Annotated in this window: 24 protein-coding genes; 8 read left to right on the top strand and 16 right to left on the bottom strand. The window is 64.4% G+C overall.

The window, feature by feature from the left end:
• Positions 1-67: 67 nt before the first annotated feature.
• Together CLV47_RS07010 and CLV47_RS07005 are read left to right on the top strand one after the other, a co-directional pair.
• Entirely contained in the window at positions 68-421 is a 354-nt protein-coding gene (locus tag CLV47_RS07010) for a hypothetical protein (RefSeq protein ID WP_106348309.1), read from the top strand.
• A complete protein-coding gene (locus CLV47_RS07005; RefSeq protein WP_106348308.1) occupies positions 421-2,889 on the top strand; it encodes a hypothetical protein in 2,469 nt (822 codons plus the stop codon). The genes CLV47_RS07010 and CLV47_RS07005 overlap by 1 nt, the downstream gene beginning before the upstream one ends.
• Positions 2,890-3,000: 111 nt before the next feature.
• On the opposite strand, the gene CLV47_RS07000 is transcribed toward CLV47_RS07005, so the two are convergent.
• Complete coding sequence (locus CLV47_RS07000) at positions 3,001-3,966, bottom strand: helix-turn-helix domain-containing protein (RefSeq protein WP_106348307.1); 966 nt, start codon at positions 3,964-3,966, stop codon at positions 3,001-3,003.
• 93 nt (positions 3,967-4,059) lie between these two features.
• Between CLV47_RS07000 and CLV47_RS22000 the strand changes: the two genes are divergently transcribed.
• Positions 4,060-4,206: a hypothetical protein gene (locus CLV47_RS22000; protein ID WP_170110990.1), complete on the top strand. Its 147-nt coding sequence runs from the start codon at positions 4,060-4,062 to the stop codon at positions 4,204-4,206.
• A 492-nt stretch (positions 4,207-4,698) separates the two neighbouring features.
• On the opposite strand, the gene CLV47_RS06990 is transcribed toward CLV47_RS22000, so the two are convergent.
• Positions 4,699-5,547 carry a hypothetical protein gene (locus tag CLV47_RS06990; protein ID WP_106348305.1) on the bottom strand — a complete coding sequence of 283 codons (849 nt, stop codon included), beginning with the start codon at positions 5,545-5,547 and terminating at the stop codon, positions 4,699-4,701.
• A gap of 328 nt (positions 5,548-5,875) precedes the next feature.
• Here CLV47_RS06990 and CLV47_RS06985 point away from each other — a divergent pair, with 328 nt between their 5' ends.
• Positions 5,876-7,570, top strand: a complete 1,695-nt coding sequence (locus CLV47_RS06985; RefSeq protein WP_146135307.1) for an esterase/lipase family protein — start codon at positions 5,876-5,878, stop codon at positions 7,568-7,570.
• A 3-nt stretch (positions 7,571-7,573) separates the two neighbouring features.
• Here the strand turns inward: CLV47_RS06985 and CLV47_RS06980 are convergent, their stop codons facing one another.
• From CLV47_RS06980 to CLV47_RS06970, 4 genes are all read right to left on the bottom strand, one after another.
• Positions 7,574-8,248: an aminodeoxychorismate/anthranilate synthase component II gene (locus CLV47_RS06980; protein ID WP_238145275.1), complete on the bottom strand. Its 675-nt coding sequence runs from the start codon at positions 8,246-8,248 to the stop codon at positions 7,574-7,576.
• 42 nt (positions 8,249-8,290) lie between these two features.
• The gene (locus CLV47_RS21995; RefSeq protein ID WP_170110989.1) at positions 8,291-8,446 is read right to left on the bottom strand and encodes a hypothetical protein; all 156 of its coding nucleotides are present in this window, start codon (positions 8,444-8,446) and stop codon (positions 8,291-8,293) included.
• A 4-nt stretch (positions 8,447-8,450) separates the two neighbouring features.
• A complete protein-coding gene (locus CLV47_RS06975) occupies positions 8,451-9,428 on the bottom strand; it encodes a class E sortase (protein WP_106348302.1) in 978 nt (325 codons plus the stop codon).
• A gap of 61 nt (positions 9,429-9,489) precedes the next feature.
• On the bottom strand, positions 9,490-10,233 hold the full coding sequence (locus CLV47_RS06970) for a DUF881 domain-containing protein (RefSeq protein ID WP_106348301.1): 744 nt from the start codon (positions 10,231-10,233) through the stop codon (positions 9,490-9,492).
• A gap of 131 nt (positions 10,234-10,364) precedes the next feature.
• On the opposite strand from CLV47_RS06970, the gene CLV47_RS06965 reads away from it, so the two are divergent.
• The gene (locus tag CLV47_RS06965; RefSeq protein WP_106348417.1) at positions 10,365-10,637 is read left to right on the top strand and encodes a cell division protein CrgA; all 273 of its coding nucleotides are present in this window, start codon (positions 10,365-10,367) and stop codon (positions 10,635-10,637) included.
• Positions 10,638-10,991: 354 nt separating this feature from the next.
• Here the strand turns inward: CLV47_RS06965 and CLV47_RS06960 are convergent, their stop codons facing one another.
• The 8 genes from CLV47_RS06960 to CLV47_RS06925 form a co-directional block, all read right to left on the bottom strand.
• Positions 10,992-11,966: an acyl-CoA dehydrogenase family protein gene (locus CLV47_RS06960; RefSeq protein WP_106348300.1), complete on the bottom strand. Its 975-nt coding sequence runs from the start codon at positions 11,964-11,966 to the stop codon at positions 10,992-10,994.
• The gene (locus CLV47_RS06955; RefSeq protein ID WP_106348299.1) at positions 11,963-13,174 is read right to left on the bottom strand and encodes an acyl-CoA dehydrogenase family protein; all 1,212 of its coding nucleotides are present in this window, start codon (positions 13,172-13,174) and stop codon (positions 11,963-11,965) included. The genes CLV47_RS06960 and CLV47_RS06955 overlap by 4 nt, the downstream gene beginning before the upstream one ends.
• A gap of 36 nt (positions 13,175-13,210) precedes the next feature.
• A complete protein-coding gene (locus CLV47_RS06950; RefSeq protein ID WP_106348298.1) occupies positions 13,211-13,999 on the bottom strand; it encodes an enoyl-CoA hydratase in 789 nt (262 codons plus the stop codon).
• Between the two features lie 100 nt (positions 14,000-14,099).
• Positions 14,100-14,861: a 3-hydroxyacyl-CoA dehydrogenase gene (locus tag CLV47_RS06945; protein WP_106348297.1), complete on the bottom strand. Its 762-nt coding sequence runs from the start codon at positions 14,859-14,861 to the stop codon at positions 14,100-14,102.
• Between the two features lie 118 nt (positions 14,862-14,979).
• Positions 14,980-16,125: a thiolase family protein gene (locus tag CLV47_RS06940; protein ID WP_106348296.1), complete on the bottom strand. Its 1,146-nt coding sequence runs from the start codon at positions 16,123-16,125 to the stop codon at positions 14,980-14,982.
• 372 nt (positions 16,126-16,497) lie between these two features.
• Positions 16,498-17,205: a rhomboid family intramembrane serine protease gene (locus CLV47_RS06935; protein WP_170110988.1), complete on the bottom strand. Its 708-nt coding sequence runs from the start codon at positions 17,203-17,205 to the stop codon at positions 16,498-16,500.
• Between the two features lie 109 nt (positions 17,206-17,314).
• Positions 17,315-17,923: a rhomboid family intramembrane serine protease gene (locus tag CLV47_RS06930; protein WP_238145268.1), complete on the bottom strand. Its 609-nt coding sequence runs from the start codon at positions 17,921-17,923 to the stop codon at positions 17,315-17,317.
• A gap of 170 nt (positions 17,924-18,093) precedes the next feature.
• Positions 18,094-18,615 (bottom strand): peptidylprolyl isomerase, encoded by a 522-nt coding sequence (locus CLV47_RS06925; protein WP_106348293.1) that lies wholly within the window; start codon positions 18,613-18,615, stop codon positions 18,094-18,096.
• Positions 18,616-18,758: 143 nt separating this feature from the next.
• On the opposite strand from CLV47_RS06925, the gene nadE reads away from it, so the two are divergent.
• A complete protein-coding gene (gene nadE, locus CLV47_RS06920; RefSeq protein ID WP_106348292.1) occupies positions 18,759-19,598 on the top strand; it encodes an ammonia-dependent NAD(+) synthetase in 840 nt (279 codons plus the stop codon).
• A gap of 262 nt (positions 19,599-19,860) precedes the next feature.
• On the opposite strand, the gene CLV47_RS06915 is transcribed toward nadE, so the two are convergent.
• Positions 19,861-20,436: a DUF2020 domain-containing protein gene (locus CLV47_RS06915; protein ID WP_106348291.1), complete on the bottom strand. Its 576-nt coding sequence runs from the start codon at positions 20,434-20,436 to the stop codon at positions 19,861-19,863.
• 28 nt (positions 20,437-20,464) lie between these two features.
• Between CLV47_RS06915 and CLV47_RS06910 the strand changes: the two genes are divergently transcribed.
• A complete protein-coding gene (locus CLV47_RS06910) occupies positions 20,465-22,099 on the top strand; it encodes a thiamine pyrophosphate-binding protein (protein WP_170110987.1) in 1,635 nt (544 codons plus the stop codon).
• Between the two features lie 98 nt (positions 22,100-22,197).
• Here the strand turns inward: CLV47_RS06910 and CLV47_RS06905 are convergent, their stop codons facing one another.
• Entirely contained in the window at positions 22,198-23,151 is a 954-nt protein-coding gene (locus CLV47_RS06905) for a L,D-transpeptidase family protein (RefSeq protein ID WP_106348289.1), read from the bottom strand.
• A gap of 243 nt (positions 23,152-23,394) precedes the next feature.
• Between CLV47_RS06905 and CLV47_RS06900 the strand changes: the two genes are divergently transcribed.
• Positions 23,395-24,978, top strand: coding sequence for a trypsin-like peptidase domain-containing protein (locus CLV47_RS06900; RefSeq protein ID WP_106348288.1), 1,584 nt, complete (start codon positions 23,395-23,397; stop codon positions 24,976-24,978).
• Positions 24,979-25,011: the final 33 nt, after the last annotated feature.

The following is a 25,011-nucleotide window of genomic DNA, read 5'->3' as shown; positions in this document are numbered from 1 at the left end:
GATATCATCTGCGGGCGGCGTACAAGCGCCGCGGGCGGACCGACAAAGTAGACCGAGGAGGACGCGCGTGCCCACGTGGCTCATCCTCGCTCTCGCCGTTGCCATCGTCGTACTGGCGGCGTTCCTGACCGCTTACTTGCGAGTACGACGCGATCAGAACAAGTCCTTTGCGCCCGCAATCCGGGCCGTGCGCGCCCGCCTTGAGGCCGTCACGTACGAGATCGATACCAGCCCCGTCGACGTCGACACCTCCGAAGCCGCAGGCATCCGCGACACCGCCGAGGCACTGCTCGCGACGGCCGAGGACCGCCGTTCGGCGCGTGTCTGCGGGCGCGCCGATCAACTGCTGCTGCGGGCCGAGCGGGCACTGCTCACAGCGCGTAGCGGCGTTGCGCACGACGGGAAACAGGGCGGAAAGTAGTGCGTCGTACGACCGCGCATCGTCGCCCCGGGTGGTTAGTCGTACTGCGCGCGTTTCTCGCGACGTACGTCGTACTCGCGCTCGTGGGCGGGATTCTGACGATTGCCGCTACCGCGAGCCCGTCGTTCAACAGCAACACCGACGGCGCCAACGCAATCAGTAATGACGTCGCCGACAGCATCTCGCGGTTTAACCAGGACAGCGACAGCGAGGAACCCTCGTGGACCGGCGACGACTTCCTCGCCGCCGTCGCCGGGCACGAGTCAGGTGGGCAGATCGTGCGCATGCCGGGCGCCGACACCTACCTCGATGACGCCACGATTATTGCGGCTACCGCCGGGACCAAGGTGCTCGTTGTCGTCACCCCACCGACCCCGCTCGGCGCCGTAGAGAAGACCCGCGTTCGCGACAACACCGTGCAGAAATACTGGGCGCAGAAGCGTGGGCTGTCGGTCGTCATGGTGCATGGTCAGGAGGTCTATCTCCCCGGGCCCGATCTGTATGTCATCTCGACACCCTCGACCGGCGTACCCATGCGGGAAGCGATGCGCACCGGTGATGCGACCTCGACGGTGGTCTACGTCGCCAAGACCGCGGCCGCCTACGTGCCCGGGACGTCGGACTATCAGGACATCACCCACGCAGGCTCGGACGCCACGACCGCCAAGACCCTCGCTCTCACCGACACGCGCCCTCCGACCGAAGCCGAACTCGCGCCGATCACCGCCGCCCTGGACGCCGGCGATCTGTTCGTCGACCCGTCGATCAGCCCGCGACCCGAATACAAAAAGGCGTGGGGTGCCGTCGCTCCCGGCAAGACGCTCAAGGTCGCGATCCTTCCGTACGCCGCACCCGGTACGGCGGTCGACTACGCAGGCGCTCTCGCGCAGAGGTACCCCGACGACGCCGTACTTGTCATGACCGGCAAATGGATCGAGTCTGCTGGCGTGGACCGGCAGATCATGGTCGATGCCTACATGCAGGTCTACGGACTGGGCGGATTCTCTTTCGCCGCGTCCGCGCCCCAGTACGGCGCGGTCCTTGACTGGGTCACCAACGTCGCCGGATCGGCGATCAAGAGCCACGCGTTCGACCGTCCCCTGCCCAGCCTGCCCGAGACCAGCTTTCCCCGCTGGGTGTCCTACTTGCTGCTCGCGACCTCGCTCCTCATCGCCGTCGGCTTCGGCCTCGAGTACCTGATTGAGCGGCGCCGGCCGGTGAGCAGTCAGAGCAGGCAACAATGGCGCGACCACGTCTCGAGTGCGCTCGCCGCGAGCTATCTCGGTCTCAGCACGGCGCCGTACCTTGGCAAGGACGGCGGCCTGACCAAACCACCCGAGATCCAAGCACTACTCGACGGCGCATATGCCGATTTGCTGACGTTGCATGGAATCGACGTAGATCACGAACCTGCCCACGCCGGGCAGATCGCGCTCGCCGCTTGGGACGCACTGGATCACGCCGCGCGCGACCTAGACCGCCCAGGGTCCGGGCCGACACAGAGTCTTCCAGCCGCGATGCGCGTCGTACCTGAACCCGCTCGGCCAGCGAAACCGTCGCTTTTTGCCCGTATAAAAGCGAAGTTGACGAAGCGGGTGCGGCGCGCGGACAAGCCGGCACTCGTAGGCCGCGTGGTCATTGTCGTCGTGATTATTGGGTTCGCCGGGTTCTTCGTGAAGTCATTGACATCGCCAGCGGACTTTTCCACCCAGACCACCGCCGACATCTCGGCGCTTTCCACATCCAACGTCCTGTCCCTCGGTGACCTACCACGCAAGGAGATAGCCGCGATCTCCCAGGACATCGGCAATCGGGCCATGCTGGTCGCCGTCGCCGACTCGTCCCAGACCACTAATCCCTACAATCTGGCGAACGCGATGGCGGCCGAGTATCCCGATGCCGTCGTCTTCGTCGTCCAGGATGGGGACGTCAAGGCGGCACAGATCGGCTCCGACGCGCGGATCGGGAAATACAACAAATACTCGCTGATTGACGACTACTCCGGCCTCGAGAATCCTTCGGGAGGCAACGAACCCTTAGTGCGACAACTCGCGCTTCTCTACGACCAGCTCGCCGCGGAACACTCGATCGCACAAGTCAACCGCAACAGTTACGACCCGCCGACCCCGCCGTGGGGCTGGATCGCTGCCGGGCTGGTGATCGCGCTCGCGGCGACTGCCTTCTTGGTCAGTGCGGCGACCCGGCGTACCTCGCTACGCGAACGCGAACGCGACGAGGAACGCGCGACCCGCGAAGCACTGTCTTTACGGCTCGGCGCAGTCGCGCCCGTCCTGCTCGATGCCGGTCCCGCAGTAGACCAAGCGCTGTTGGCACGGCTCGGCGCCGAGCACTCCGCGCTAATGGACCGAGTGGCCGCCGGCGATCCGACCCAGCTCGACGACCTGCGCACCGAGATCGACGCGTATGTGCAGAAGGTGCGATCGTCCGTGCCCGCGGTCCGTCCCTAAGCCACACCCGGCGTTACGTACCCGCGGCAGGGGCGCATCGTCACCCCCTGTCACGCGAAACTCCCCCTTGTCGCGGCACTGGAGGCGGGACAAGGAAGCGGCTGAGCGCATCTAGACACCGGCAAACGCGCGACGGTAGGCGGTCGGCGTGGTCTTCACGATCCGACCGAAATGCACCCGCATGGTCGCGGCATCCTTGAAACCGGACCGTACGGCGACCTTGTCCATCGGATCGTCGGTCTGCTCGAGAAGGTGCTGGGCATATTGGATTCGCTGCTGCACCAGCCATTTGTACGGCGTCGTGCCGGTCTGTTCGACGAATCGGCGCGCGAAGCTGCGAGGTGACATGGACATCGACGCTGCCATGTCCTCGACCGTGTGCTCGGCCGCGACATCGGCGAGCAATCGGTCGAGCAGTTCCGACAGCGCCGAGTCGCGGCACTCGACGACCGGCTTGTGGATGAACTGTGCCTGACCGCCGTCGCGCTGCGGCGGCACCACCATCCGGCGGGCGATCTTGGTCGCGACCTCCGCACCGTCGCTCTCGCGAACCAGGTGCAGGCACAGATCGATCGCGGCCGCCGTACCGGCACTGGTCACTACCCTGCCATCGCTGACGTACAGCACATCGGGGTCGACGATGATGTCGGGAAAGGCGGCGCGGAAGGCGTCGATGTGGTGGTGGTGCGTCGTACATCGGCGTGCGTCGAGCAGCCCGGCGTGCGCCAGCGCGAAGGCGCCGGTGCAAAACGACGCGACGATCGCTCCCCTATCCAAAGCCGCTCTAAGCGCCTCGACCATCTCCAGCGGCGGCGGTGTGTCCGGCCGTGCCCACGTGGGCACGATAACCAGATCTGCCCTGGAGGTACGTTCGAGCCCGTACGGCGTGGTGATCGTAAAACCACCGACCGCCTCGACCGGCCCTGGCTCGAGCGCGCAGACCGCGAAGTCGTATTTCGGTACGCCGTCCGCGACTCGATCCACGCCGAACACCTCAACCGCGACGCTCAGCTCAAATGGCGACTGCGGCTCGGAAATGATTGCTACGACATTACGGATGCGCTGTCTCGCTGGCATGGGGTCGATAGTCGCACACCATTGGCAGTAATCCAATGATAGTTGTCATTTCTGCCAATGGAAACGGGGTCTAACTACGCCGATGCTTGAACCATGAAAACGCGACGGAACACCGGAATCACCCGCTATATAGCCAAGGCGGGCAAGGCCATGAACCGGCTCCTTGCGCCGGATTACTCCACATGGGACCGCAGCTCGGGCCGCATCCGCGAGCAGGAACGCCGTACCCAAATCCGCTAACTGATCGCCTCGTCGCCGCGGGCTGAATCGGTTCTGGCTGCCGTGCTCAACGAAATGCGCGCTCTGCCCCGTCTACGCGTACTTCCCAACAATACCGGGCATTTCGCGTTTGATCTGGTCGGCGGAGTCCTTCGTAAGCTCGTAGGTTAGCTCTGTTTCGCTTCTTAGCACCTTGGACACGTTGGTCCACTTGGTGCCCACCGCCACAGGCCCCGACGTTGATTGCGTACAGGAAATCGTGCCTGGATCCCAATGGACGGCGTTGGCGAAGTCGCGAAGGTATGCCGCGACCTTCGCGCTGTCGACGGGGACGGAAAAGGTGCGCTGGACTCGAACCACGATTATGAATTTGCCCTTCTCGGTCCTTTTCCCCGCCTGCCTGACTGTCTTCTTAGCGGCACGACGGAGCGCTGAGCGGAGGTCCGAGCACGGGCCGTACGGTATCGATCATTGTCATTCCGTGTTCCTCCGTTTGGTTGCGGTGTCTGCGTTTCAGTGCACGTCGAGAGCGAGATGCACCTGGTGGTCTGCGTGTAGCGCACCAGTGGTTCCCGTCGCGACCACGTACCAGGTGAGCACGGTGTGCAGCGACCTGAGGGTTGCCACCGCGTCTGCGGGCACACCGAGTTCGAAGGGGAACGCCTTGGCGGTTCCGGCCGGCATACTCAGCTGCTCGGCGAAGTGCACGGAACCGTGGCGCACGAAGACCGAGTATTGGGCGCCCTTGGCGATGACGTTCTGTCCGTCCCCTCGAACCAGGCGCAGATCCACATCGAGCGACTTGTAGGTCACCGCCTTCGACGCTTCGACAATTACCGTGCCGCAGATCTTCGCGCCGGCAAGCATGTCTCGGGCCGACACCTCGACGTGGAAGGCCGGGCCGCCGACGAGCTCGGGCGCCCGAGCAGTGATCTCCGGATGGCCCTTGGCGTTCGAGTTCACCTGCAAAGCGCATTCGGCGGTCGTGGAGCGTAGCCGGTGGGAGATGACGCCCTGGACGGCCCAACCCAGGGCCCCGTTGACGGTGCGGCAGGCGTCGGGAGGGACGACAAAGACAGTGCTGTAGTCGCCTTCCACAACCGGTTGGCCGGCAGGTATCAACGTGGACTCGGCGACCACACCGATGTCGTTGTGGACGTTTATCGTCGTGTCGCCGTCTTCATCTGTCGACTTGGAGCTCCAGCGGTGCTTGGACACTAGCCGGGCTGCCACGCCGCGGGCCTTGTCATCGGGCGGCCCGGTCACGCGGACGGTCGCGGTGACTGTGCCGCCGGCCTGGACGTGTGCGGGATCGACCCTGACTTCGATGGTCTGCTTGTCGTGGTTGCCGAACAGTTTCATAGTTGCTCCTCCTACAGGCACTATGACGGTTCGGGGGCCGTGTGCGCATCGTGGAGAACACCGAATCTGTCCTGCCTCGTCTGCGTACTTGTACGTAAAGGCACTGTCCGCGACTTGGGCGGCGCTCGGCCCGAGTGCTCGCGCCCTACCGGGAGGTCGAGGAAACGCTAGACAGTGTCATCGATGGGAGGGAGCCGATCGGGTTGAAGACCAGCTTTGAGACAACCTCATCGACGCGAATTTAAACAGCGACGAGCAGTCCCCCGGCGCCTCGTCTAGTCTCGTCCACCCCTGGACATGACCTGCGCCGTGGTCGCACACTTGTGTGATGTCCATTACATCGAACTCGTCAAGTCGAGATACTGCGCCTATTGATGCCGGTCGGACCAAACTACCCATCGTCTATTTGCGAGGCTTTGCCGGCACGACTGATGGTATCGACACCACGACTAACGATCCTTTTTACGGGTTCAACACCGGCACGACCCATGTCCGAATCGATGGAGACGGCGATCCGGCGTACTACCAGTTCGAGGGGCCACTGATCCGGCTGCTGGTCGAGGAAGGATACAAACTGCTCGTCAACGGAGGGCAGCGGCAACTGCTCGATCAACGGAAGGGCCTACTTGACGGGGGATCCGTCTGGATCGATCGCTTTTATGACGTCGCCGCAACGACGTTCGCACCCGCGCCGAAGGAGAGCCTCTTCCAGCGCATCGAAGACAAGCTCCACCACATGGTCAGCGCCGACGGGTTCCACATCGAAGCAGCTGCAACCGACCTGTACAACATGATCCTCGAGATTCTGGACCGTACTGGACAGCCCAAGGTGATTCTGGTTGCGCACTCAATGGGTGGCCTGGTGGCCCGGTGCATGATGCAGAAGATCTGCCAGACCGCTGATGGCAAGACCCCGCGACGACCGGCCCGCGAGATCGTCGACAAGCTCTTTACCTACGGAACTCCGCATGGAGGCATCGAGACCGCGCTGCTCGGCGTCAACGCGGCCATGGAAATCTTCGGTCCCGCGGGATCGGACATGTTCTCCCCGCCCAAGATGTATGGCTATCTCACCCCGGGGGCCAGCTTCGGGGACGACCCACCCAGGGATGAGCCCTGGGACCCACGGCGCGTTCCCGACGACGTCTTCGACCTCAATAAGATCTTTTGCATTGTCGGCACGGATCCGAAGGACTATGGGCCAGCCCGACTCGCGATCGGTCCGCAAAGTGACGGACTGGTGCGAATCAAGAACGCCTACGTCAAGGGTGCCCATCGCGCCTACATCTATAAGTCCCATTCAGGACCGTACGGTGAAGTCAACTCGGAAGAGGGTTACCAGAACCTTCGACGATTCCTATTCGGGCGCTGGGCAGTATCTCTCTCGTTCGCGGACCTGACTCGGGACCTGCCAGACGACGGCACAACCTGGCAGGCCGATATGCGGCTATCCATCAGGGGCCTCGCGATTGTGATTAGCGAGCAGGCAGCCGCACGTTGGTGCCCGATTATCCTGAACAAGGTTGCGGCCGCTGCGACTAATCCGGCGCCCGATGCCGACGTCAAGCACGACCGAGCCGACGCACCGATCCCCATTGTGTCGACCTTCCTCATTCCCCCGACCGCGACCGACACCACAGATCCCGCGATCGTGAGCGGAAATTTGAGCCGGTACGTGGTAACCCTTAACGTGCACTCGGTGGTCACGGATCGCGGTGCTTTCGACTTCTCCAATCACCTCGAACAAGTCGGGGACTGGCAGGACTCGCTGATCGTGGACGTCGGTGGATCCGAGCTTGCTGCGGAGGCTTGGTACGAGTGGAACTCGCAAGTCATCGGCGCCATCAGTTCGGTGCCTAAGATGCCGAAAAAGCTCGATTTGCGCCCCACTACGGACGGAGTCCACGTGGGAACGGTGCAATTGCCGGATTCGGCCCGGGCGCTTCCGATCTTCGCAAAAGGCGCGTCACTGCGGATAACCGTAGCCGACCGTCTGTCCGATGCGAACCAAACTCCTGGTTGACCGCTAGGCGAGGGAGAACTTCGCCTCGTCGCGGACTTCACCCAATGCGACATCGAGCGCATCGGATGCCTCGACCGCGCCGGGTTGGCCGATCGATTCGAGCCAGTTGGCGACGATCTGGTAGCCGTGCTCGGTGAGCACCGACTCAGGGTGAAACTGCACCCCGTCGATCGGCAGGTTCTTGTGCCGCAACGCCATCACGGCACCAGAGCCCGTCGTACCGGTGACTTCCAGGTTGTCCGGCATCGTCGCGGCGTCGACGACCAGCGAGTGGTAGCGGGTCGCGGTGAAGGGCGACGGCAGACCTCGTAGCACCCCTTGTCCGTCGTGCTCGACCTGAGAAGTCTTGCCGTGAAGAAGCTCGGCGGCGTTTACGACGTCCCCGCCGAACACCTCTCCGATCGCCTGATGCCCCAGGCACACCCCGAACAACGGAAGTCCCGCCATCGAGCACGCCGTCACCATTGCTTTGGAGACGCCGGCCTCGGACGGCGTACCCGGACCCGGCGAAATCAGTACGCCGTCCGGTGCGTGTTGCGCGATCAGTTGCTGAGCCCCCAGCAGATCTGAGGTGACGTCGTCATTGCGTACGACGGCCGTCTGGGCGCCGAGCTCTGCGATGTATTGCACGAGGTTGAACACGAAACTGTCGTAGTTGTCCACGACCAGGACTTTCATGCTCACTGCAGGCTCCTCGCTGTCGCGCGGTCAACCGACGGGTCAGTTGACGGTCACGTTGTTGTATGGCATCAACGGCTCGATCCACGGGAAGATCACGAAGAAGAGCAGCGCCGTTACCGCTAAGAACAGGATAAGCACCTGCAGCAACTTGAGGGGCAGGCCTCCAGGGAGCTTGCGCCACAGCCACGTATACATCCGATCAGCCCTCCTTCAGCGCGGGCACGTCGCTCGCCGCGGGGTACTGCGCTTTCGACAAGGGTTCCCCCTCCAGGTAGGCATGCACGATGAGCCTCTCTGCGGCCGAGAACTTCGGATGGCACGTCGTCAACGTGAGTAGCTTCTGCGTCGGCTCCGCCTTAGGGTCCCCCGGCACCGGCGCGATCACGTCGTAGTCGCTCGGCTTAACGACCGACATGCCCTTCGCCGGGTACGCCGGATCCACGTAGTCGTCGGTGCCGGGCTTGCCGATCACGCGATAGACATACCAGTTCGCCTTCGTCTCAAACACGATCGCGTCGCCGGGTTTGAGCTTGTCCAGGTTGAGAAACGGTGAGCCCTTGCCGACGCGGTGTCCGGCGACGGCGAAGTTGCCGACCTCTCCCGGCCCGACCGTGTCGGTGTAGTGGCCGGGGCCCTTGAGCAGCGCGGCCTCCGTCGTACCCTCCACGATCGCCTCGTTGAAGTCGGCGCCGAACGCCGGGATCCGCAGGATCGCGAACGCGTCACCGATCGGCACCTCGCTGATCTTGGTCTCTTGCTGCGGTACACCGACCGTCGGGTCGTCCCACTGCTGCTCCAACTGTGCGTGCAGCTTGTTCTGCTTCTGCGCGTTGAAAATGTTGGTGATGAACGCTTCGTAGACGATGAAAAGCAGGACGACGACACCAAGCGTGATGAGCGTCTGGCCGACGCCGCGCAATACCGTGCGGACCACGTCGCCCTTGCGCTGCACCGGCCTTTCGTCATCCTGAGCCTTTGGGTCTTGAGCGTGTGGGTCTTGAGCGTGTGGGTCTTGAGCGTCCGGATCTTGAGCGTGCGGGTCGTCAGTGCCTCGGTCGTCCAGCTCGGCGCGCTCCGACTCGTGCCCTCCTTCGACGCGCTCGTCTTGCGCCGCGGACTCGCCATCGACAGGCTCGGCGGACGATGCGTGTTTCGGCTCCGACGGGTTGTCGGACATAGATCCCCTATCGACGATTCTGCTCGTGACCTCTAGTTTGGTGTATCACCGCCGTACGACGCTAACCGATAGGCGTGGCGACCGACACACCCAACGCGCCTTCGTACGCCGGCGCGCTGATCTGGCTCTTACGCACCACCTTGTACCCCAGACCGAACGCGTCCACGGCCTCGAAGAACAGGTCGAGGCCGGGTTCGTCTTTCAAGTGCTGCTCGATCGCGTTCTGGTCGCCGATTCCGGCGATGACAAACGGCGGCGAGTAGGTCTTGCCATCGAGCAGCAAGGTATTGCCGACGCAGAGTACGGCGCTGGTATTGATCAGCCGCTTGCCCATGATCGTCACGGCATCCACTCCGGCGGCCCACATCGCGTTGACCACTCCTTGCACATCGCTTTGATGGATCACCACGTCGTCGGGGCGCGCGCCGGGCGGCAGCTCGCCATTGGGGCCGAGCGGCGCGTCATTCAGTGACACCTCGACTCCGGAGCCGGTCAACGCGGTCAGTCCGGCGGACTGTTCGAGCGCCTGGGCCTGCTTTTGGGCGGCGGCCACGCTCACGTCGTACCCCGCGATCCCCTGCTGGAGATCCGCAACGGACTTATCGAGTTGGTTGCGTTCCGCGGCGTACCTATTGACCGCACTCTCGCGAGCCAGGACGAGTTCGCGCAGTTGGGATTCGTCGCTGCGCAGGTCGCTGCCCCTCGACGTGGAGGCACTGATACCAAAAACGCAGCCCGCGATAAGCATGACTACCGGGACCATGATGGTCCATCTCGTCGGGCGGTTACGTCGATGTCGCGCCATGTGCCTCAGTGTGCCTGTCGGTTGCGGGTATCCTGAACGTTGGTCATCCACTCGCAACCTATACGTCGTTGCTCCGCCACGTCGGCGCTGCCCTGCAGATGGCCACGAGAATTCACCAAGGAGTTTCCCAGGTGCCAAAGTCCAAGGTCCGCAAGAAGGCGGCATACACGCCGCCAGCCGACACACTTCCAAGCGCCCGCACGCGGGCGGCGGCGAAGGAGCCGAGCCCGCCGTGGTGGGCGCCGGTGATGGTTCTGCTGATGGTGGCGGGCCTTGCGTACATCGTCGTCTTCTACGTCCGTGGCGACAAGATCCCCTTCATGATCTCCCTGGGTGCTTGGAACTACGTCGTCGGCTTTGCGCCGATCATTGTCGGGCTCGTCATGTCGATGAAGTGGCGCTAGCGGCGCAATTTCCGCAGGTCACGCCATAGTTACATCCATGTAGTTATCCACCGCGTTGTCCACACCTGTGGATAACTACCGGCCGTGAATCTGGCAGTAGCTCACAAATGTGGCGTTCTGCAGCGCCGGTGGCGGGGTCTCGCTGCCAAATAGCACATATGTACGGCTCGTCGGGGGATGTTCGTGGCGGACGGGCAGACATACGTGACGGATCGGCGGACATACGTGACGGATCGGCGGACATACGTGACGGATCGGCGGAACATACGTGACGGATCGGCGGACATACGCGACGGACGGGCAGACAAAAGTCGCCGCCCGGAAATCCCGGACGGCGACTTCGTACGTCGTGAGTTAAGCGGTTGCGAGCGAGAGCTCCGCGACAGCGGTGAAATGACTGTTCGCGTCGCCCAGCAACAGCCGGTCGACCTTCGCGCGACGCCAGTAGAGGTGCGCGTCGTGCTCCCACGTGAAGCCGATACCACCGTGCACCTGGATCAGCGTCTCGGAGGCATGTTCGAGGATCTCCGCGGCACGCGCCTTCGCCGCATGCGCGGCCAGCGGAGCCTCGTCGGGCGAGTGGTCGAATGCCCAGGCTGCCCACCACACGAGCGACCGGAGCTGCTCGACATCGACGTACACGTCGACGAGTGCATGCTTGATGGCCTGGTACGACCCGATCTTGCGGCCGAACGCCTCACGCATATTGCCGTATTCGACGCCCACATCGAGCGCCTTCTGCGCGGTGCCGAGGTCCTCGGCCGCGATCGCGATGAAGCCGGCGAGGCGGGCCCGCGCCCACAGCTCGGTCGCATCCTCGACGAGGACCTCTTTGTCCGTCAGCGTGACCGTAGCCAGACCGCGGGTCGGATCGATCGGCTCACCAGAAGCAACCGTTCCCGAGGCGAGCACGAGCGACTTGCCGTCCAGCGCCAGGAACTTCGTCGCGGTCGCCGCGTCAATCGCGGGCCCGTTGCCGTCGACGACGGCGTACGCGACACTGCCATCGGCAAGTGCGGCGAGGTGTTCGCTGTGTCCGGCGAGGAGTACGGCGGCGCGCGCCGAGGTGATCATCGACGGCGAGGCGAGCGCCCGCCCAGCCTGCTCGGCGACAACCGCGAGGTCGAGCATGGACTGACCGATGCCGCCCTCCGACTCCGGCACGGTGATGCCGAGGAAACCGAGCTCGGCAATCGCCTTGAGACCCGGCGCCGGAGCGGCGCCGCTATCGAGCTGATCACGCGCGTGTGCAGGCGAAGCGTTCTTACTAAAGAACTTCTCGGCCATGCCGGCGAACTCCCGCTGACCTTCGTCTAAATCGAAATTCATGACTTTTTCGCTCCTTCGAACGGCGAGGTCTTGTCGAGACGCGGTTCGGCCGGCAGCCCGAGGACCCGCTCGCCGATGATGTTGCGCAGTACTTCGTTGGTGCCGCCGGCGATGGCGAGTCCGGGCAGCCCGGCCTCGGTCGATTGCCACAGGTTGTTGCCGTCCGAAGTCGCGGCGTAGACCGCATCGTCACCGAGCAGTCGTACGCCGAGATCGGCACCGTGTCGCGCGACACGAGTACCGGACAGTTTGCCGGCGCTCGCTTCGGGGCCGGGAGCCTCACCCTTACTAAGCTTCGAAAGCACTCGATGTCCTGTGTAACGCGAGCCGAGTGAGTCGACGAGGATTGCGCCTAGGTCGCGCTTCGCGAGCGCGCGGTTCTCCTCCGTGAGCTCGGGCAGCCGAGCGCGCGCGTGTTTGAGCAGTTCCTCGGCCGGCACGCCGAGCTCGCTGCCGCCGCCACCGACGTTGACCCGCTCGTTCATGAGCGTGGTCAGCGCGACGCGCCACCCGTCATTGACGTCGCCGAGGCGCTCTTCGTCGGCAATGATCACATCGTCGAAGTAGACCTCATTGAACTGCGAGCGGCCACTCATCTGGCGCAACGGGCGCACCGTGACACCCGGGTGGTGCATATCCACGACAAACATCGTCAAACCACGATGTTTCGGGAGCGTCGGGTCGGTGCGGGTGAGCAGGATGCCGTAGTCGCTGAACTGGGCGCCGGTCGTCCAGACCTTCTGGCCGTTGATCCGCCAGTTGCCGTCGGCCTCGCGAACGGCCGTCGTACGCAAAGCCGCGAGGTCCGAGCCCGAGGCGGGCTCGCTGAACAGCTGGCACCAAACATCGTCGGCACGAAACAGCCGGTGAAGATAGCGGTCCTGCTGTTCTTTGCTGCCGTGCGCAATCACGGTCGGGGCACACATGCCCATACCGATGCCGTTGATCGGTCCGGCGACACCCGCCTCGGCGAGCTCCTGGTTGACGATCGCCTGCTGGATGGGCGTACCGCCTTGACCACCGAACTCCTTCGGCTGGCCAATTCCCATGAAGCCACCGTCGTACAAGGTTGCCTGGCTGAGTTGCTGATCTTCCTTGCTGGCGTCGGCGTACCGCCCGCCGGGGGCGAGCTTAGATTTATGTTCCTTGATGTAGGCGCGCACCCTCTCGCGGTACGCTGCCTCCTCTGGGGTGTCCTCGAAATCCATTGTGAAGTCCTTAGAAAGATGGTCCCTGGAAGGCGATTATTCGCCGGTGAACTTAGCCGCGCGCTTTTCGACGAACGCCAGTACACCCTCGGCGTTGTCCTTGGTCGACAGCAGCTTGGTCTGGCCTTCCTCCTCCGCCTCGAGTGCGGCTTCAAGCAGCGCGATCGTGTTGGTGTTGATCGCTCGCTTGGAGGCGGCGTACGACTGCGTCGGCCCGGCTACCAGCTTCTCGACGAGCGCGTTGACCGTGCCGTCGAACTCGGCGTCTGGCACCGAGCGGTAGATCAGGCCCCATTCCTCGGCCTTCGCGGCCGGGATCTTGTCCGCCAGTAAGGCCATCTCCATCGCGCGGCTGCGGCCGACAAGGGCCGGCACCAGGAGGGTCGCCCCGCCGTCGGGCATGAGGCCGATCCGGGCGAACGCGAGCAGGAAGTACGCCGACTCTTTTGCGATGACCAGATCGCAGGCGAGGGCGAAGGACGCACCTACGCCTGCCGCTGCACCATTGATGGCACCGACGACCGGCTTGCCCAGCGCGGTGATCTTGGGGATGATCCGGTTGATCACGGTCAGCACGGATTCCTTGTTGCCGGAGGTGTCGGCGGAGCGATCGCGTTGCAGGTCCGCGCCGGAGCAGAAGCCGCGCCCTTCGCCGGTGAGTACGACGACCCGTACCTGCGGATCTTTGGCGGCCTCGTCGAGCGCGTTTTCGAGCTGGACGGTCATCGGACCATTGACCGAGTTGAGGCTCTCAGGACGGTTGAGCACGAGACGCATAACGCCGCCCTCGCGCTCGACTCTTACTTCGGTGGCTGTCTCAGACATCGTTTCCTCTTTAGGTCGAGCGCCGAAGGCGGCGCCATTGGACTTCGTTCAGTGCGGGTTTTCGCGGTGCGGTTTAGTGCGGGGCGGGTTAGCGCCGTGTTTAGCGCGGTGCCATCCGGATCGCGCCGTCGAGGCGGATGACCTCGCCATTGAGCATCGGGTTCTCGATGATGTGCGAGGCGAGTGCGCCGTACTCCTTCGGATCGCCCAACCGCCGCGGGTGGGGCACCTGCGCGCCCAGCGACTTGAGGTTTTCCTCGGGTAGGCCCTGCAGCAGCGGCGTCAAGAACAGTCCCGGAGCAATCGTGCACACCCGGATCTGCATCGAGGACAGGTCGCGAGCGATCGGCAGGGTCATGCCGACGATGCCGCCCTTCGACGCGGAGTACGCCGCCTGCCCGATCTGACCTTCGTACGCCGCGACCGAGGCGGTGTTGATGATGACGCCGCGCTCCTCGCCGACGGGATCGTTCTTGAGCATGCGCTCGGCGGCGAGGCGGATCACGTTAAACGTGCCGATCAGGTTGACTTCGACGATCTTCTTGAAGTGATCGAGCGGGTAGGCGCCTTTCTTGCCGACCGTGCGGATCGAGCCGCCGATTCCCGCGCAGTTGATCGCGACCCGGATCTCGCCCAGCCCTTCGGCGATATCGAGAGCCTTGCCGACCTCTTCTTCGCTGGTGACATTGGTGGGCGAGAAACGTACGGCGTCGCCGAGTTCCTTCGCGACGTCTTCACCCTTAGAGGTCGGGAGGTCGATGATAACGACCTTCGCGCCCTTCTCCAGGAGCTTCTTGGTCGTTGCCAGCCCGAGGCCGGACGCGCCGCCGGTGATTACGGCGACTTTGTCTTTGATCTCCATACGATCGGGAATCCTTTAACTAGTTGGTGTTTATTTTGGTGCCGCCCGCCTGCAAGCGGGCCACGGTATGCCACCGGCACCGGGCCAGGAAGGCACGGTGCCGGTGAACAACGAGCCTCTAGAGACGCTCGAGAATTGTGGCGTTGGCCTGCCCGCCACCTTCGCACATGGTCTGCAGGCCATACTTCGCGCCGCCATCGATCATGGCGTGGATCAGGGTCGCCATCAGGCGCCCACCCGAGCCACCCAGGGGGTGCCCAAGCGCGATCGCCCCGCCATTGACGTTCATCTTGTCCTCGCTCACGCCGAGCTTCTTGAGCCACAGCAGCGGCACGCTCGCGAACGCCTCGTTGACCTCGAAGATGTCAATGTCCTCGATCTTCAGGCCGGAGCGAGCGATGACCTTCTCGGTCGCCGGGACCGGCGCGTCGAGCATGATGATCGGGTTGGAACCGGCGAGCGCGGTCGAGTGCACGCGCACGAGCGGGGTGAGGCCGAGTTCCTTGGCCTTCTCGCTGGTGGTGACGAGCATCGCCGACGAGCCGTCGGAGATCTGCGAGGCGTTGCCGGCGGAGATGACACCGTCCGCCTTGAAAGGCGTGGGAAGCGTGCCGAGCTTCTCGACGGTCGAGCCGCGGCGTACGCCTTCGTCGGCCTTGACGATGCCATCCGGGGTCTCAACCGGGAACAGCTGCGACTCGAACGCACCGGAGTCCTGCGCCTTGGCGGCCTTCTCATGCGAGCGAATCGCGAACTCATCGAGCTGAGTGCGCGAGAAGCCCTGTTGCTCGGCGATCATCTCCGCGCCGATGCCCTGGTTGGGAGCGACCTTGTAGCGGTCCATGAACAACGGGCTATTCGGCGTACCGACGTCGACGCCCTTGGACGAACCCATGGGGACACGGCTCATCGACTCGACACCACCGGCGACGACGACATCGTTGTAGCCGGCGATGACCGACGACGCGGCGAACACGAGCGCTTGTTGGGACGATCCGCACTGACGATCAACTGTGACGCCGGTGATGGACTCGGGCCAGCCGGCCGCGAGCACGGACTGGCGGGCGATGTCGTTGGTCTGCTCGCCGACCTGGCTTACGCAGCCCCAAATAACGTCTTCAATCTGAGTTATGTCGATACCGGAACGCTCGGCAAGCGCCTGCAGTGTCTGGGCCGACAGGTCGACCGCGTGCACGCCGGACAAGCCGCCGTTTCGCTTGCCAACTGGGGTGCGAATGGCCGCACAGATAACTGCATCGCGCATGAGATTCCTCCGTGAAATGTGGTTTGGGTCTCCTATGCCGACAGTACGACACCACATGGATGGGTGGTACTGCTAGGTCGTCCAATTATCCGTGAGTTCAGCCACGGCCTGTTAGTGTCGCTAACTATTTCGCCAGCCTAGTTCGGTTTTCCGTTGCGGCCGTTCGCGCACAGGTGTGCTGTTTGGCAGCAAGACTTCATCGGCGGTGCTGCGAAACGGCACATGTGTGGGCAGGTGATTCAAGAAAGCGAGGAACGACCAGGAGCGCTGCTGCCGCGTCTAGCCTGGGTGAAACCGGACCACAAACACGCAAGCCGCCGGCGCGACGGGTACGAAGACACGGACCGTGGGATACGAACTCACGGACCGTGCTTAGCCGGCGAAGAGCGCCATGTGCAGCACGACAAGTAGGCAGAGCACGACGAAGAACGAGCCGAGAGCGATGAACTGCCAACGGTTACGACGCTCGTCTCGCGGTGCCGTGATCAGTAGGAGTGCGATGATCGCGCCGCCGACGAATCCGCCCACAGCCGCCCACGCGGAGGACTCGTCTGCGACGGTCAGGTAGATGATGATGTCGAACGCCGCGACGAGCAGCAGCGCCCAGATGCGGAACCGGGCCCGTCGAGCGACGACGAACGCGGCGCCCATGATCCCCATCGCGGCACCGCCACCGGTGGCGAAACGCGAGATCGCGGGCTCGAAGTAGAGCACCGCTACACCGGCGGCGAGCGCGAGGGTGCCAAGCGTGACGAGGTAACGGCGCGCACCCCAGCGCTTCTCGACCTCCGTGCCGACGACGAGCAGTGTCAGGACGGTGGCGATCAATGACCACAAGTTGGAGTGCAGCAGCGCCGCGGTCCATAACCGATAGACCTGGCCGGTGTCGACAAACCCCGGAATCATAGCCAGGTGTTCGAACGACGGCGCGGGAGTCTGGTCGGCGACATCTGCCGGCGCGGATGCGGCGTTGAAGATGAAAACGATGACCACGACCGCGGCCAGCCCGACCGACAGAATCCAGGGCTTGCGTAGCGCGTGATTGGTGGTATCGCGTACGACCCGCTCGTGGGAAGTCATCGTTCCTCCGCTGCTGCGTACCTCACGCGACCGGTCATCACCCTGATTCGGGCCGCCGGGAAGCACAGGATGCGCGGAGGTCATTCTGTCCAGCGTAGCCCGAGGAGGCCTAGGACCTGCGGCTGGGCTTGCGAGTTAGCAGTAGGAGGTAGGTCACGACAGCACCGGTGATGAAGCCCCCGACATGCGCGCTCAGTGAGATCCCGGGAAGCAAACTGATCACGATGTTGAGCGCGAGGATCGAGATCAAGGGCCGGAGGTTGGCCTTATTGCGCACCATGAGTACGGCCGCGCCGCCGAGCAGCCCGAACACCGCGCCAGACGCGCCGGCAACCAGACTGTTCGGCGTGAAGAGGTACGCCGCACCTGACGCACCGAGCCCAGAAAGTAGATAGAGCGCGCCGTACCGCACCTTGCCCAGCGCCTGCTCGATGCTGTTGCCGATGATGTAGAGCGAGAACATATTGACCGCAAGGTGGGTCAGCCCGAAGTGCAGGAACGCCGTGGTCAACAAGCGCCAGTACTGCCCGGCATCTACGAACGGCCCGTACAAAGCGAGGTCGAAGAAAACCGGACTTCCGCTGGGGTTGGTCAGACTGTGCGCGGTGGCCGCGGTGACGACGTACATCACGACGTTGATCGCGATCAAGCCGACGGTGACGACGCCGAAGTTGCGGGCCCGGTATGCCGTCGTACGGGCCACCGACGGCCTGCGCACCGAGCGCGCGCCTTCACGCACGCACTCGGGGCACTGGAACCCTACCGACGCCGCGGTCATGCAGTCGGGGCAAATCGGCTTGCCGCAACGAGTGCAGGTGATCGCGGTTGGTCGGTCCGGGTGCCGATAACAGGTCGTCACGAAAACCGCCGGTTGGTACAGGTCGCCAGTTACTTCTCGATCGAGACCGAGTTGATGACCACGTCGTCGAGCGGACGATCCGAGCCATCGGTCGCTACCGACTCGATAGCGTCGACGACGTCGCGGCTCGCCTGGTCGGCAACCTCACCGAAGATGGTGTGCTTGCCCTGCAGCCAGGTCGGCTCGGTCGTGGTGATGAAGAACTGCGAACCATTGGTGCCACGGCCGCCGCGCTTGCCGGCGTTGGCCATCGCCAAGATGTAGGGCTTGGTGAAGGACAACTCTGGGTGGATCTCGTCGTCGAACTCGTAACCCGGGCCGCCCATACCGTTGCCGGCCGGGTCGCCGCCCTGGATCATGAAACCAGAAATGATCCGGTGAAAGATGACGCCGTCGTACAGCGGGTCCTTGCTCTTCGCACCGGTCTGAGGGTGCGTCCATTCGCGGTTGCCCTCGGCAAGATCGACGAAGTTGGCGACCGTCTTGGGCGCGTGGTTGGGGAACAGGTCCAGGACGATGTCGCCCTTGTTGGTGTGCAGAGTCGCGCGCACGAGGTTTCTCCCTCAAGTTGAGTAATCAATGTGATGGCGCGGTGCCCCATCAGCACCGTCCAGTGACATAGTTCCACGTCACGTCCGGTCGCGCCGCGTGAACGACCACGATCACACACCGGCGGCGTACTAGAGTCTGGATCATGGCGAACTCAGGCTTACGCGCCCAGATCATCGACGACCTCGGCGTACGGCCGACCATCGACGCGGCGAGCGAGATCAACGACCGCGTGCAGTTTCTCAAGAACTATCTCCGCTCCACGCCCGCGACGGGGTTCGTGCTGGGCATCAGCGGCGGTCAGGACAGCACCCTCGCCGGTCGGCTGGCACAGCTCGCGGCCGAGCAAGTGCGCGCAGAGGGGGGTACGGCGCAGTTTGTCGCCGTACGACTTCCATATGGCACCCAGGCCGATGAGGACGACGCCCAGGTGGCGCTGAAGTTCATCACGCCCGACGAGTCGCTGACGGTCAACGCCAAACCCGGCGCGGACGCCACGGTCCAGGCCACCGTCTCGGGGATGGGCGAGCTGGCCGGCGGCGAGATCCGCGACTTCGTGCGGGGCAACGTCAAGGCCCGCGAGCGGATGATGGTCCAGTACACAATCGCCGGGCAGCTCGGCCTGCTGGTCGTTGGCACCGATCATGCCGCCGAGGCGGTGACCGGCTTCTACACGAAGTACGGCGACGGCGCGGTCGACCTGACCCCGCTCACCGGCCTGACGAAACGGCAGGGCGCGGCGCTGCTGCGCGAGCTCGGCGCGCCGGAGAGCACGTGGCGCAAGGTGCCGACCGCGGACCTCGAAGACGACCGCCCGGCGCTGCCGGACGAAGAGGCGCTCGGCGTGACCTACCGCGAGATCGACGACTATCTCGAGGGCGCACAGGTCACCGACGAGGTCGCGGAGAAGATCGAGCGGATGTACCTCAACACCCGGCATAAGCGGGCGATGCCGGCGAGCCCCCTCGACTCCTGGTGGCGCTGAGGGCAAGCCGACGCCCACCGACATCATTCCGGCACAAAGGTGGTGTTGTGCAGCATCGTCCAACCGTCTTTACAGGCACTCCTTCTGCACATCCCCACATTTGTACCGATCAGCAGCAGTCACAGCCACGCGGTGCTGCAAAACGGCACAAATGTACGAAGGTGCACAGAACGCGCAACGAGCTGCGCACGGAACGCGCAAGGAGCTGCGGGTGCAGCAAAGTAACAAACTGGCTAAACGGCGGCCCTAGTGTTGGACGCGCTTACAGGGTGCTGAGGGCCTGGGTCGCGATCTCGGTCGCCTCGAGCGAGCTTTCCTGGTTGATCGTCACGTAGAGCAGCGCCGTACCTTTGTACGCCGCGAGCACGGTCTCGTTGCCACCCTTCTTGACCAGCACCGACCCGCCCTCACCGGCGCTGACCGGGTTGCCGTCCGGCGCGAACTGAAGTGCGAGACTCATTGCCTGGGCCGCGTCCGTGACCGTCGTACTCGACACCGTTACGGCGACCTCGCCATTGGGCCGCGCGAAGGCGCACTGTGGCAACGGCCCGGTCGGTGGCGTAACGGTGGTGACGGTGACCTTGCTGAGATGCTGCCCGATCGTCCCCTTCACGAACTCGGTGTCGAGGTAAGGGCACGCCGCTTCGACGGCCTGGGTTGTCGGCGCGGGCGCCGCTGTGCTTGAGTCAGACGCAGATGCCGTGGACGACGTACTCGGCGAGGCTGAAGACGAGTCCGACTTGGCCGGCGTACCACTGCATCCGGCGACCAACAGCGTGGCCAACGCGCCAATTGCGAATAAGCCTGACATCGATGACGGGCGGTTTCGCGAGATCATGCGGTCAAGAATAGTAAGGAGCCAGCCAATGATGGGGACCGGTGGAGACGCCGTCGTACACGCGCTACACGCACTCGGGGTGGAGGCCGTGTTCGGGATCGCGTCGATTCACAACCTGCCGATTCTCGACGCGATCGTGCGGGACGGCCAGATCAAGATCTTCGACTGCCGGCACGAGCAGAACGCCGTACACGCGGCCGACGGCTATTCGCGAGTGACCGGCAAGCTCGGCGTCGCCATCACCTCGACCGGTCCAGGTGCGGCCAATGCCGCCGGCGGACTCTTCGAGGCGCGATTCGCCTCGTCCCGGGTCCTGATGCTGACCGGTCAGGTCGAGTCGCAGTTCTACATGCAGGGCAAGGCATTTCTGCACGAGGCCGAGAGCCAGATGCCGATGCTGACCTCGCTGACCCGGCAGTCGTGGTCGGTACGGCGTACCGAGGACATCGTGGCCGACGTCGTCGCGGCGGGTACGGCGGCGATGTCCGGCCGCCCCGCGCCGACGGCCGTCGAAATACCTATCGACTTCCAGTACGCCGAGCACGAGTACGACGAGGCACCGGCGGTGCAGATCCGGCGTACGACACCCGACAGCAAACGGATCGCCCAGGTCGCCGAGCTGCTCGGCACAGCGAAGCGACCGCTGATCTGGGCCGGCGGGGGCGTCAACCACGCCGGCGCGGCGGATGCATTGCGGGCGCTGGTCGAGCGGCTGCAGATCCCGGTCGTGACCTCGATGGCCGGTCGCGGCGCGGTGCCCGAGGACCACCCGCTGAGCGTCGGCCCGCTGATCACTGAGAAGCCGGTGCGCGAGCTGATCGCCGATGCCGACGTCGTGGTGGCGATCGGTACTCACTTCCACATGACCAACACCGGCAACTGGGCCATCCAGATCAACGGGCAGCTGGCGCACATCGACGCGGACTCGCGGGTGTTCGACCGTAACTACCCGACCGCCGCGCGGGTGATCGGCGACGCGTTGCTGTCGATCGAGGCGCTCGACTCCGCGGTGGCCTCGACCTCCGCGGAGGCCGAATGGCTCACCCGCTCTCAGGAGGCTGGGAGCGCGGCGCGGGACGGCGTACGCAAGCAGATCGGCACCGAGTACGCCGCCATCATGGACGCGATCCGTGACAACCTGCCCGCCGACGGTCCGGTCGTGCGCGACGCGACGGTCCCGGCGTACGTGTGGGGCAACCGGCTGCTGCCGATCGTGCGTAGCCGTACGTCGATCATGCCGGTCTCCAACGCGATCGGCCCCGGCCTGCCACTGTCGGTCGGCGCGTGTGTCGGCGCCGGCGTACGCACCGTCGTCATCCACGGCGACGGCGGCATCATGCTGTCGATCGGGGAGCTGGCCACGATCGCGCAATACCAGCTGCCGCTGACCGTGTGCGTGTTCAACGACAAGGGTTACGGCATCCTGCGCAAGATCCAGGGCTCCACGTTTGACGGCGCGCTGCACGACGTCGACCTTGCGACCCCGGACTTCGCCGCGCTCGCCGAGTCCTGTGGGATCAAGGGCGTCTCGGTCGATAACGCCGCGGACTTCGCGAAGGTATTCGCCGAGTCGTGCCAAAGTGACGGTCCGACGGTCATCGAGATCGACATGACCAACCTCGGCGAGCTGATGTACGGCGGGAAGCAGCGCATGATGGGCTAGCTCGCCTCGCCGTACGACGCGCTAACGTCCGGCAAAGTGGTCGTCCTGGCGACCGCTTTGCCGGACGTTAGGTTGAGGTCCGCGGGTTGGGCTGGCAGTTAGTACTGGGCGGCGCCGTACACGTACACGGTGTCGCCATTGCTCAGCATCTGGTAGAACTGCACGGCTGAGGTCTGCGAGAGGTGTACGCAGCCGGCCGAGGGGTTGCTGAGGCTGCCCTGATGGAATGCCACGCCACCGACGAAGAACACCGAGTACGGCATCGGCGCGTTGTCGAACTCCTTGGAGTAGTGCATCTTCTGCTTCAGATAAACGTGGAACGTGCCAGTCGGGGTACGGGCCCCGGCCTTGCCGGCGATCATCTTGACCGGACCATAGGTCACCTGGCCGTCGGACTGGATCCAGGTCAGGTTGTCGGTCAGGTCGACGCACGCGGTGGCCGTCGACGGGCACTGGTTATTGGCCGGGACGCCATTGCCCTGCACAGGCGGGGGCGGGTTGGCTTCCTTTTCGGTCATCATGTGCAACGTCTTAGTGGCCGCGGTGCCCGCGACATAGTTTTCGTTGCCGGCGAACGATGCCGAGATCTTGTAGTCGCCCGGCGTCAGGCCCGGGATCTCAAACGTCGCCTTACCGGCCTCATTGAGCGTTGCGGACGCGTACGCCTGACCATCCTTGAGCAGGGACACGTCGCCGTGCGGTACGCCGGGGTTGGGCGTCTCGACCGTGATCGTGACCTTGGCGGTCGTGCTGGGTTTGATCTTCCAGTTGGCGCCGAGGTAGACAACGGTCGGCTGGTTGAGCGTGGCCGGGTCGGGTCCGGGCGGCGGCGCGGGAGTCGTCGGGTCCGCTGGAGCGGATTCGGAGGGCGACGCGGACGACGACGGAGCGCTCGACTCGGCCCGAGTGGACTGTGTCCCCGACTTAGTGGCGCCGACATTTTGCGTGTTGGGTGATGCGGCCACACAGCCGGACAAGCCGATGAGCGCCGCGGCGATTGAAGCCGCTAGCAGGGTCGCCTTGTGGCGACGCGTTGTGCGAAGCGCGTTCATGGGCGTCGTACTCCTTCATTGCATAGGTCCTTTATCCAACGCCGCCGAGGCTCACGCGGCAAGGGAAACACCTAGATGTTCACCAATGTGTAACGGATATGCGCCGTTTTGTGACCTAACCGTCTGTATCACTCGAGTAGACGCGGGGCCCGCTGAAAAGGTTGACGCGACGAAAGCGGTACTCGTGGCGCATCCAAATCAATCACACAGGTAAGACACAGACCGCCGCGCCAAGGTGGAGACATGAATGAAGACACCTTCGGCACTCAAGGCCAACCGCCCCTTCCTGGGCAGCCCGACAACAATGGTTCGCAGCCGGTTTCCGGCCAGCGGAGCGACGCACCGGCTGAGCCGACCGCCGCAGGACAGTACTCAGTTCCCGCCTCGTTCGATGACGCATCCGATGCTCAGACACCGAGTGTGCGCTCGTCCGATTCCGGTTCATCCGCCGCGCAGCAGGCGCCATCGCAGCCCGGCTACGTCAACCAGCCTTACCATCCCGGACCTCCGCAGGCCGCCAGCCCGCAAGCGCCGGCCGGGCAGCGCTACGGCGTACAGCCGACTGGCTCGTGGCCGACCGTGCCGCCGCCATTTGGCGTGACGGGGCCGCGCCAGCCGACCGGAACGCACCAGGCCGCCGGTCCGCATCAGCCGACCGGCGGTTACCCCGCGGGCGGCACCCAGACGCTGCCGCCGTACATGAAGCCTCCCCAGAAGAACCCGCGGCGCCGCGGCGGTCTGCTCGTCACGGCCGCGCTGATCGCCGGACTAGTCGGCGGTTCCGGAGGTGCGGTCGCGGTCAACGCGATTGCGGGTGGCTCGGCGAACACCGCCAACGCGCTGACCACCAGTAACGTGCAGGCCAAGGACCAGGTGCTCAACGGTTCGGTCGAAGCGGTCGCCAAGAAGGTCATGCCGTCCGTCGTACAGATCAACGTCGCCAACGGCCAGACGGCCGGCACCGGCTCCGGGATCATTCTGACCACGGACGGGATGATCATGACGAACAACCACGTCGTCGAGTCCGCGGCCTCCGGCGGCTCCATCACAGTGCTCTTCAGCGACGGCACCAGCGCCAACGCCACCATCGTCGGACGCGACCCGCTCACCGATATCGCCGTGATCAAGGTGCAGGGTAAGTCCGGGCTCACGCCCGCGACGCTCGGCAAGTCCGCCAACGTCAAGGTCGGTCAGGACGTCGTCGCGGTCGGTTCGCCGTTGGGCCTGCAGGGCACCGTCACCAGTGGAATCGTCAGCGCCCTCAATCGCCCGGTCAGCGCCGGCAGCAGCGAGAGCGGCGCGAGCAACACCGACGTCTACCCGGCGATTCAGACCGACGCGCCGATCAACCCCGGTAACTCCGGCGGTCCACTCGCCGACATGAACGGCAACATCATTGGCGTCGACGCATCCATTGCCAGCACGAATACGTCGAGCTCGCAGCAGTCCGGTTCGGTCGGTCTCGGGTTCGCGATCCCGATGGATCTGGCCTCCAACATCGCCAGCCAGATCATGGACGGCAACACCGTCGTACACGCCAAGCTCGGCGCCAGCGTCGCGGACTCGGTCGGAGCCGACGGCATCACCGCTGAAGGCGCCCAGATCAAGGCGGTCACCGCGGGTAGCGCTGCTGCGAAGGCGGGCCTTCGAAGCGGGGACGTCGTCACCTCGGTCAACGGCATCACGATCAACAACGCCCAGGGGCTGGTCGCGGAGATCCGCTCCTTCAGCCCCGGCCAGACGGTCAGCATTACCGTGCAACGCAGCGGCAACGCGATGCAGCTCAAGGCGACGCTTGATTCCGACGGCGGCCAACCGACTTCTTGACGGTGGTGCCTTAGCTGGAAGGTTTGGTGCGTC

Source organism: Antricoccus suffuscus (assembly GCF_003003235.1).
GTDB lineage: Bacteria > Actinomycetota > Actinomycetes > Mycobacteriales > Antricoccaceae > Antricoccus > Antricoccus suffuscus.
This window is presented reverse-complemented; position numbering and strand designations above follow the sequence as displayed.

What these genes read in the sequence shown, in the direction of transcription:
- CLV47_RS06975 (WP_106348302.1), bottom strand. Translation starts at nt 9,428, where the DNA reads ATGTCCGACAACCCGTCGGAGCCGAAACACGCATCGTCCGCCGAGCCT.
- CLV47_RS06905 (WP_106348289.1), bottom strand. Translation starts at nt 23,151, where the DNA reads ATGAACGCGCTTCGCACAACGCGTCGCCACAAGGCGACCCTGCTAGCG.
- nadE (WP_106348292.1), top strand. Translation starts at nt 18,759, where the DNA reads ATGGCGAACTCAGGCTTACGCGCCCAGATCATCGACGACCTCGGCGTA.
- CLV47_RS06990 (WP_106348305.1), bottom strand. Translation starts at nt 5,547, where the DNA reads ATGAAACTGTTCGGCAACCACGACAAGCAGACCATCGAAGTCAGGGTC.
- CLV47_RS21995 (WP_170110989.1), bottom strand. Translation starts at nt 8,446, where the DNA reads ATGTATACGTGGCTGTGGCGCAAGCTCCCTGGAGGCCTGCCCCTCAAG.
- CLV47_RS06950 (WP_106348298.1), bottom strand. Translation starts at nt 13,999, where the DNA reads ATGTCTGAGACAGCCACCGAAGTAAGAGTCGAGCGCGAGGGCGGCGTT.
- CLV47_RS06945 (WP_106348297.1), bottom strand. Translation starts at nt 14,861, where the DNA reads ATGGAGATCAAAGACAAAGTCGCCGTAATCACCGGCGGCGCGTCCGGC.
- CLV47_RS06910 (WP_170110987.1), top strand. Translation starts at nt 20,465, where the DNA reads ATGATGGGGACCGGTGGAGACGCCGTCGTACACGCGCTACACGCACTC.
- CLV47_RS07000 (WP_106348307.1), bottom strand. Translation starts at nt 3,966, where the DNA reads ATGCCAGCGAGACAGCGCATCCGTAATGTCGTAGCAATCATTTCCGAG.
- CLV47_RS06980 (WP_238145275.1), bottom strand. Translation starts at nt 8,248, where the DNA reads ATGAAAGTCCTGGTCGTGGACAACTACGACAGTTTCGTGTTCAACCTC.
- CLV47_RS06935 (WP_170110988.1), bottom strand. Translation starts at nt 17,205, where the DNA reads ATGACTTCCCACGAGCGGGTCGTACGCGATACCACCAATCACGCGCTA.
- CLV47_RS06900 (WP_106348288.1), top strand. Translation starts at nt 23,395, where the DNA reads ATGAATGAAGACACCTTCGGCACTCAAGGCCAACCGCCCCTTCCTGGG.
- CLV47_RS06960 (WP_106348300.1), bottom strand. Translation starts at nt 11,966, where the DNA reads ATGAATTTCGATTTAGACGAAGGTCAGCGGGAGTTCGCCGGCATGGCC.
- CLV47_RS22000 (WP_170110990.1), top strand. Translation starts at nt 4,060, where the DNA reads ATGAAAACGCGACGGAACACCGGAATCACCCGCTATATAGCCAAGGCG.
- CLV47_RS06940 (WP_106348296.1), bottom strand. Translation starts at nt 16,125, where the DNA reads ATGCGCGATGCAGTTATCTGTGCGGCCATTCGCACCCCAGTTGGCAAG.
- CLV47_RS06915 (WP_106348291.1), bottom strand. Translation starts at nt 20,436, where the DNA reads ATGATCTCGCGAAACCGCCCGTCATCGATGTCAGGCTTATTCGCAATT.
- CLV47_RS06955 (WP_106348299.1), bottom strand. Translation starts at nt 13,174, where the DNA reads ATGGATTTCGAGGACACCCCAGAGGAGGCAGCGTACCGCGAGAGGGTG.
- CLV47_RS06970 (WP_106348301.1), bottom strand. Translation starts at nt 10,233, where the DNA reads ATGGCGCGACATCGACGTAACCGCCCGACGAGATGGACCATCATGGTC.
- CLV47_RS06985 (WP_146135307.1), top strand. Translation starts at nt 5,876, where the DNA reads ATGTCCATTACATCGAACTCGTCAAGTCGAGATACTGCGCCTATTGAT.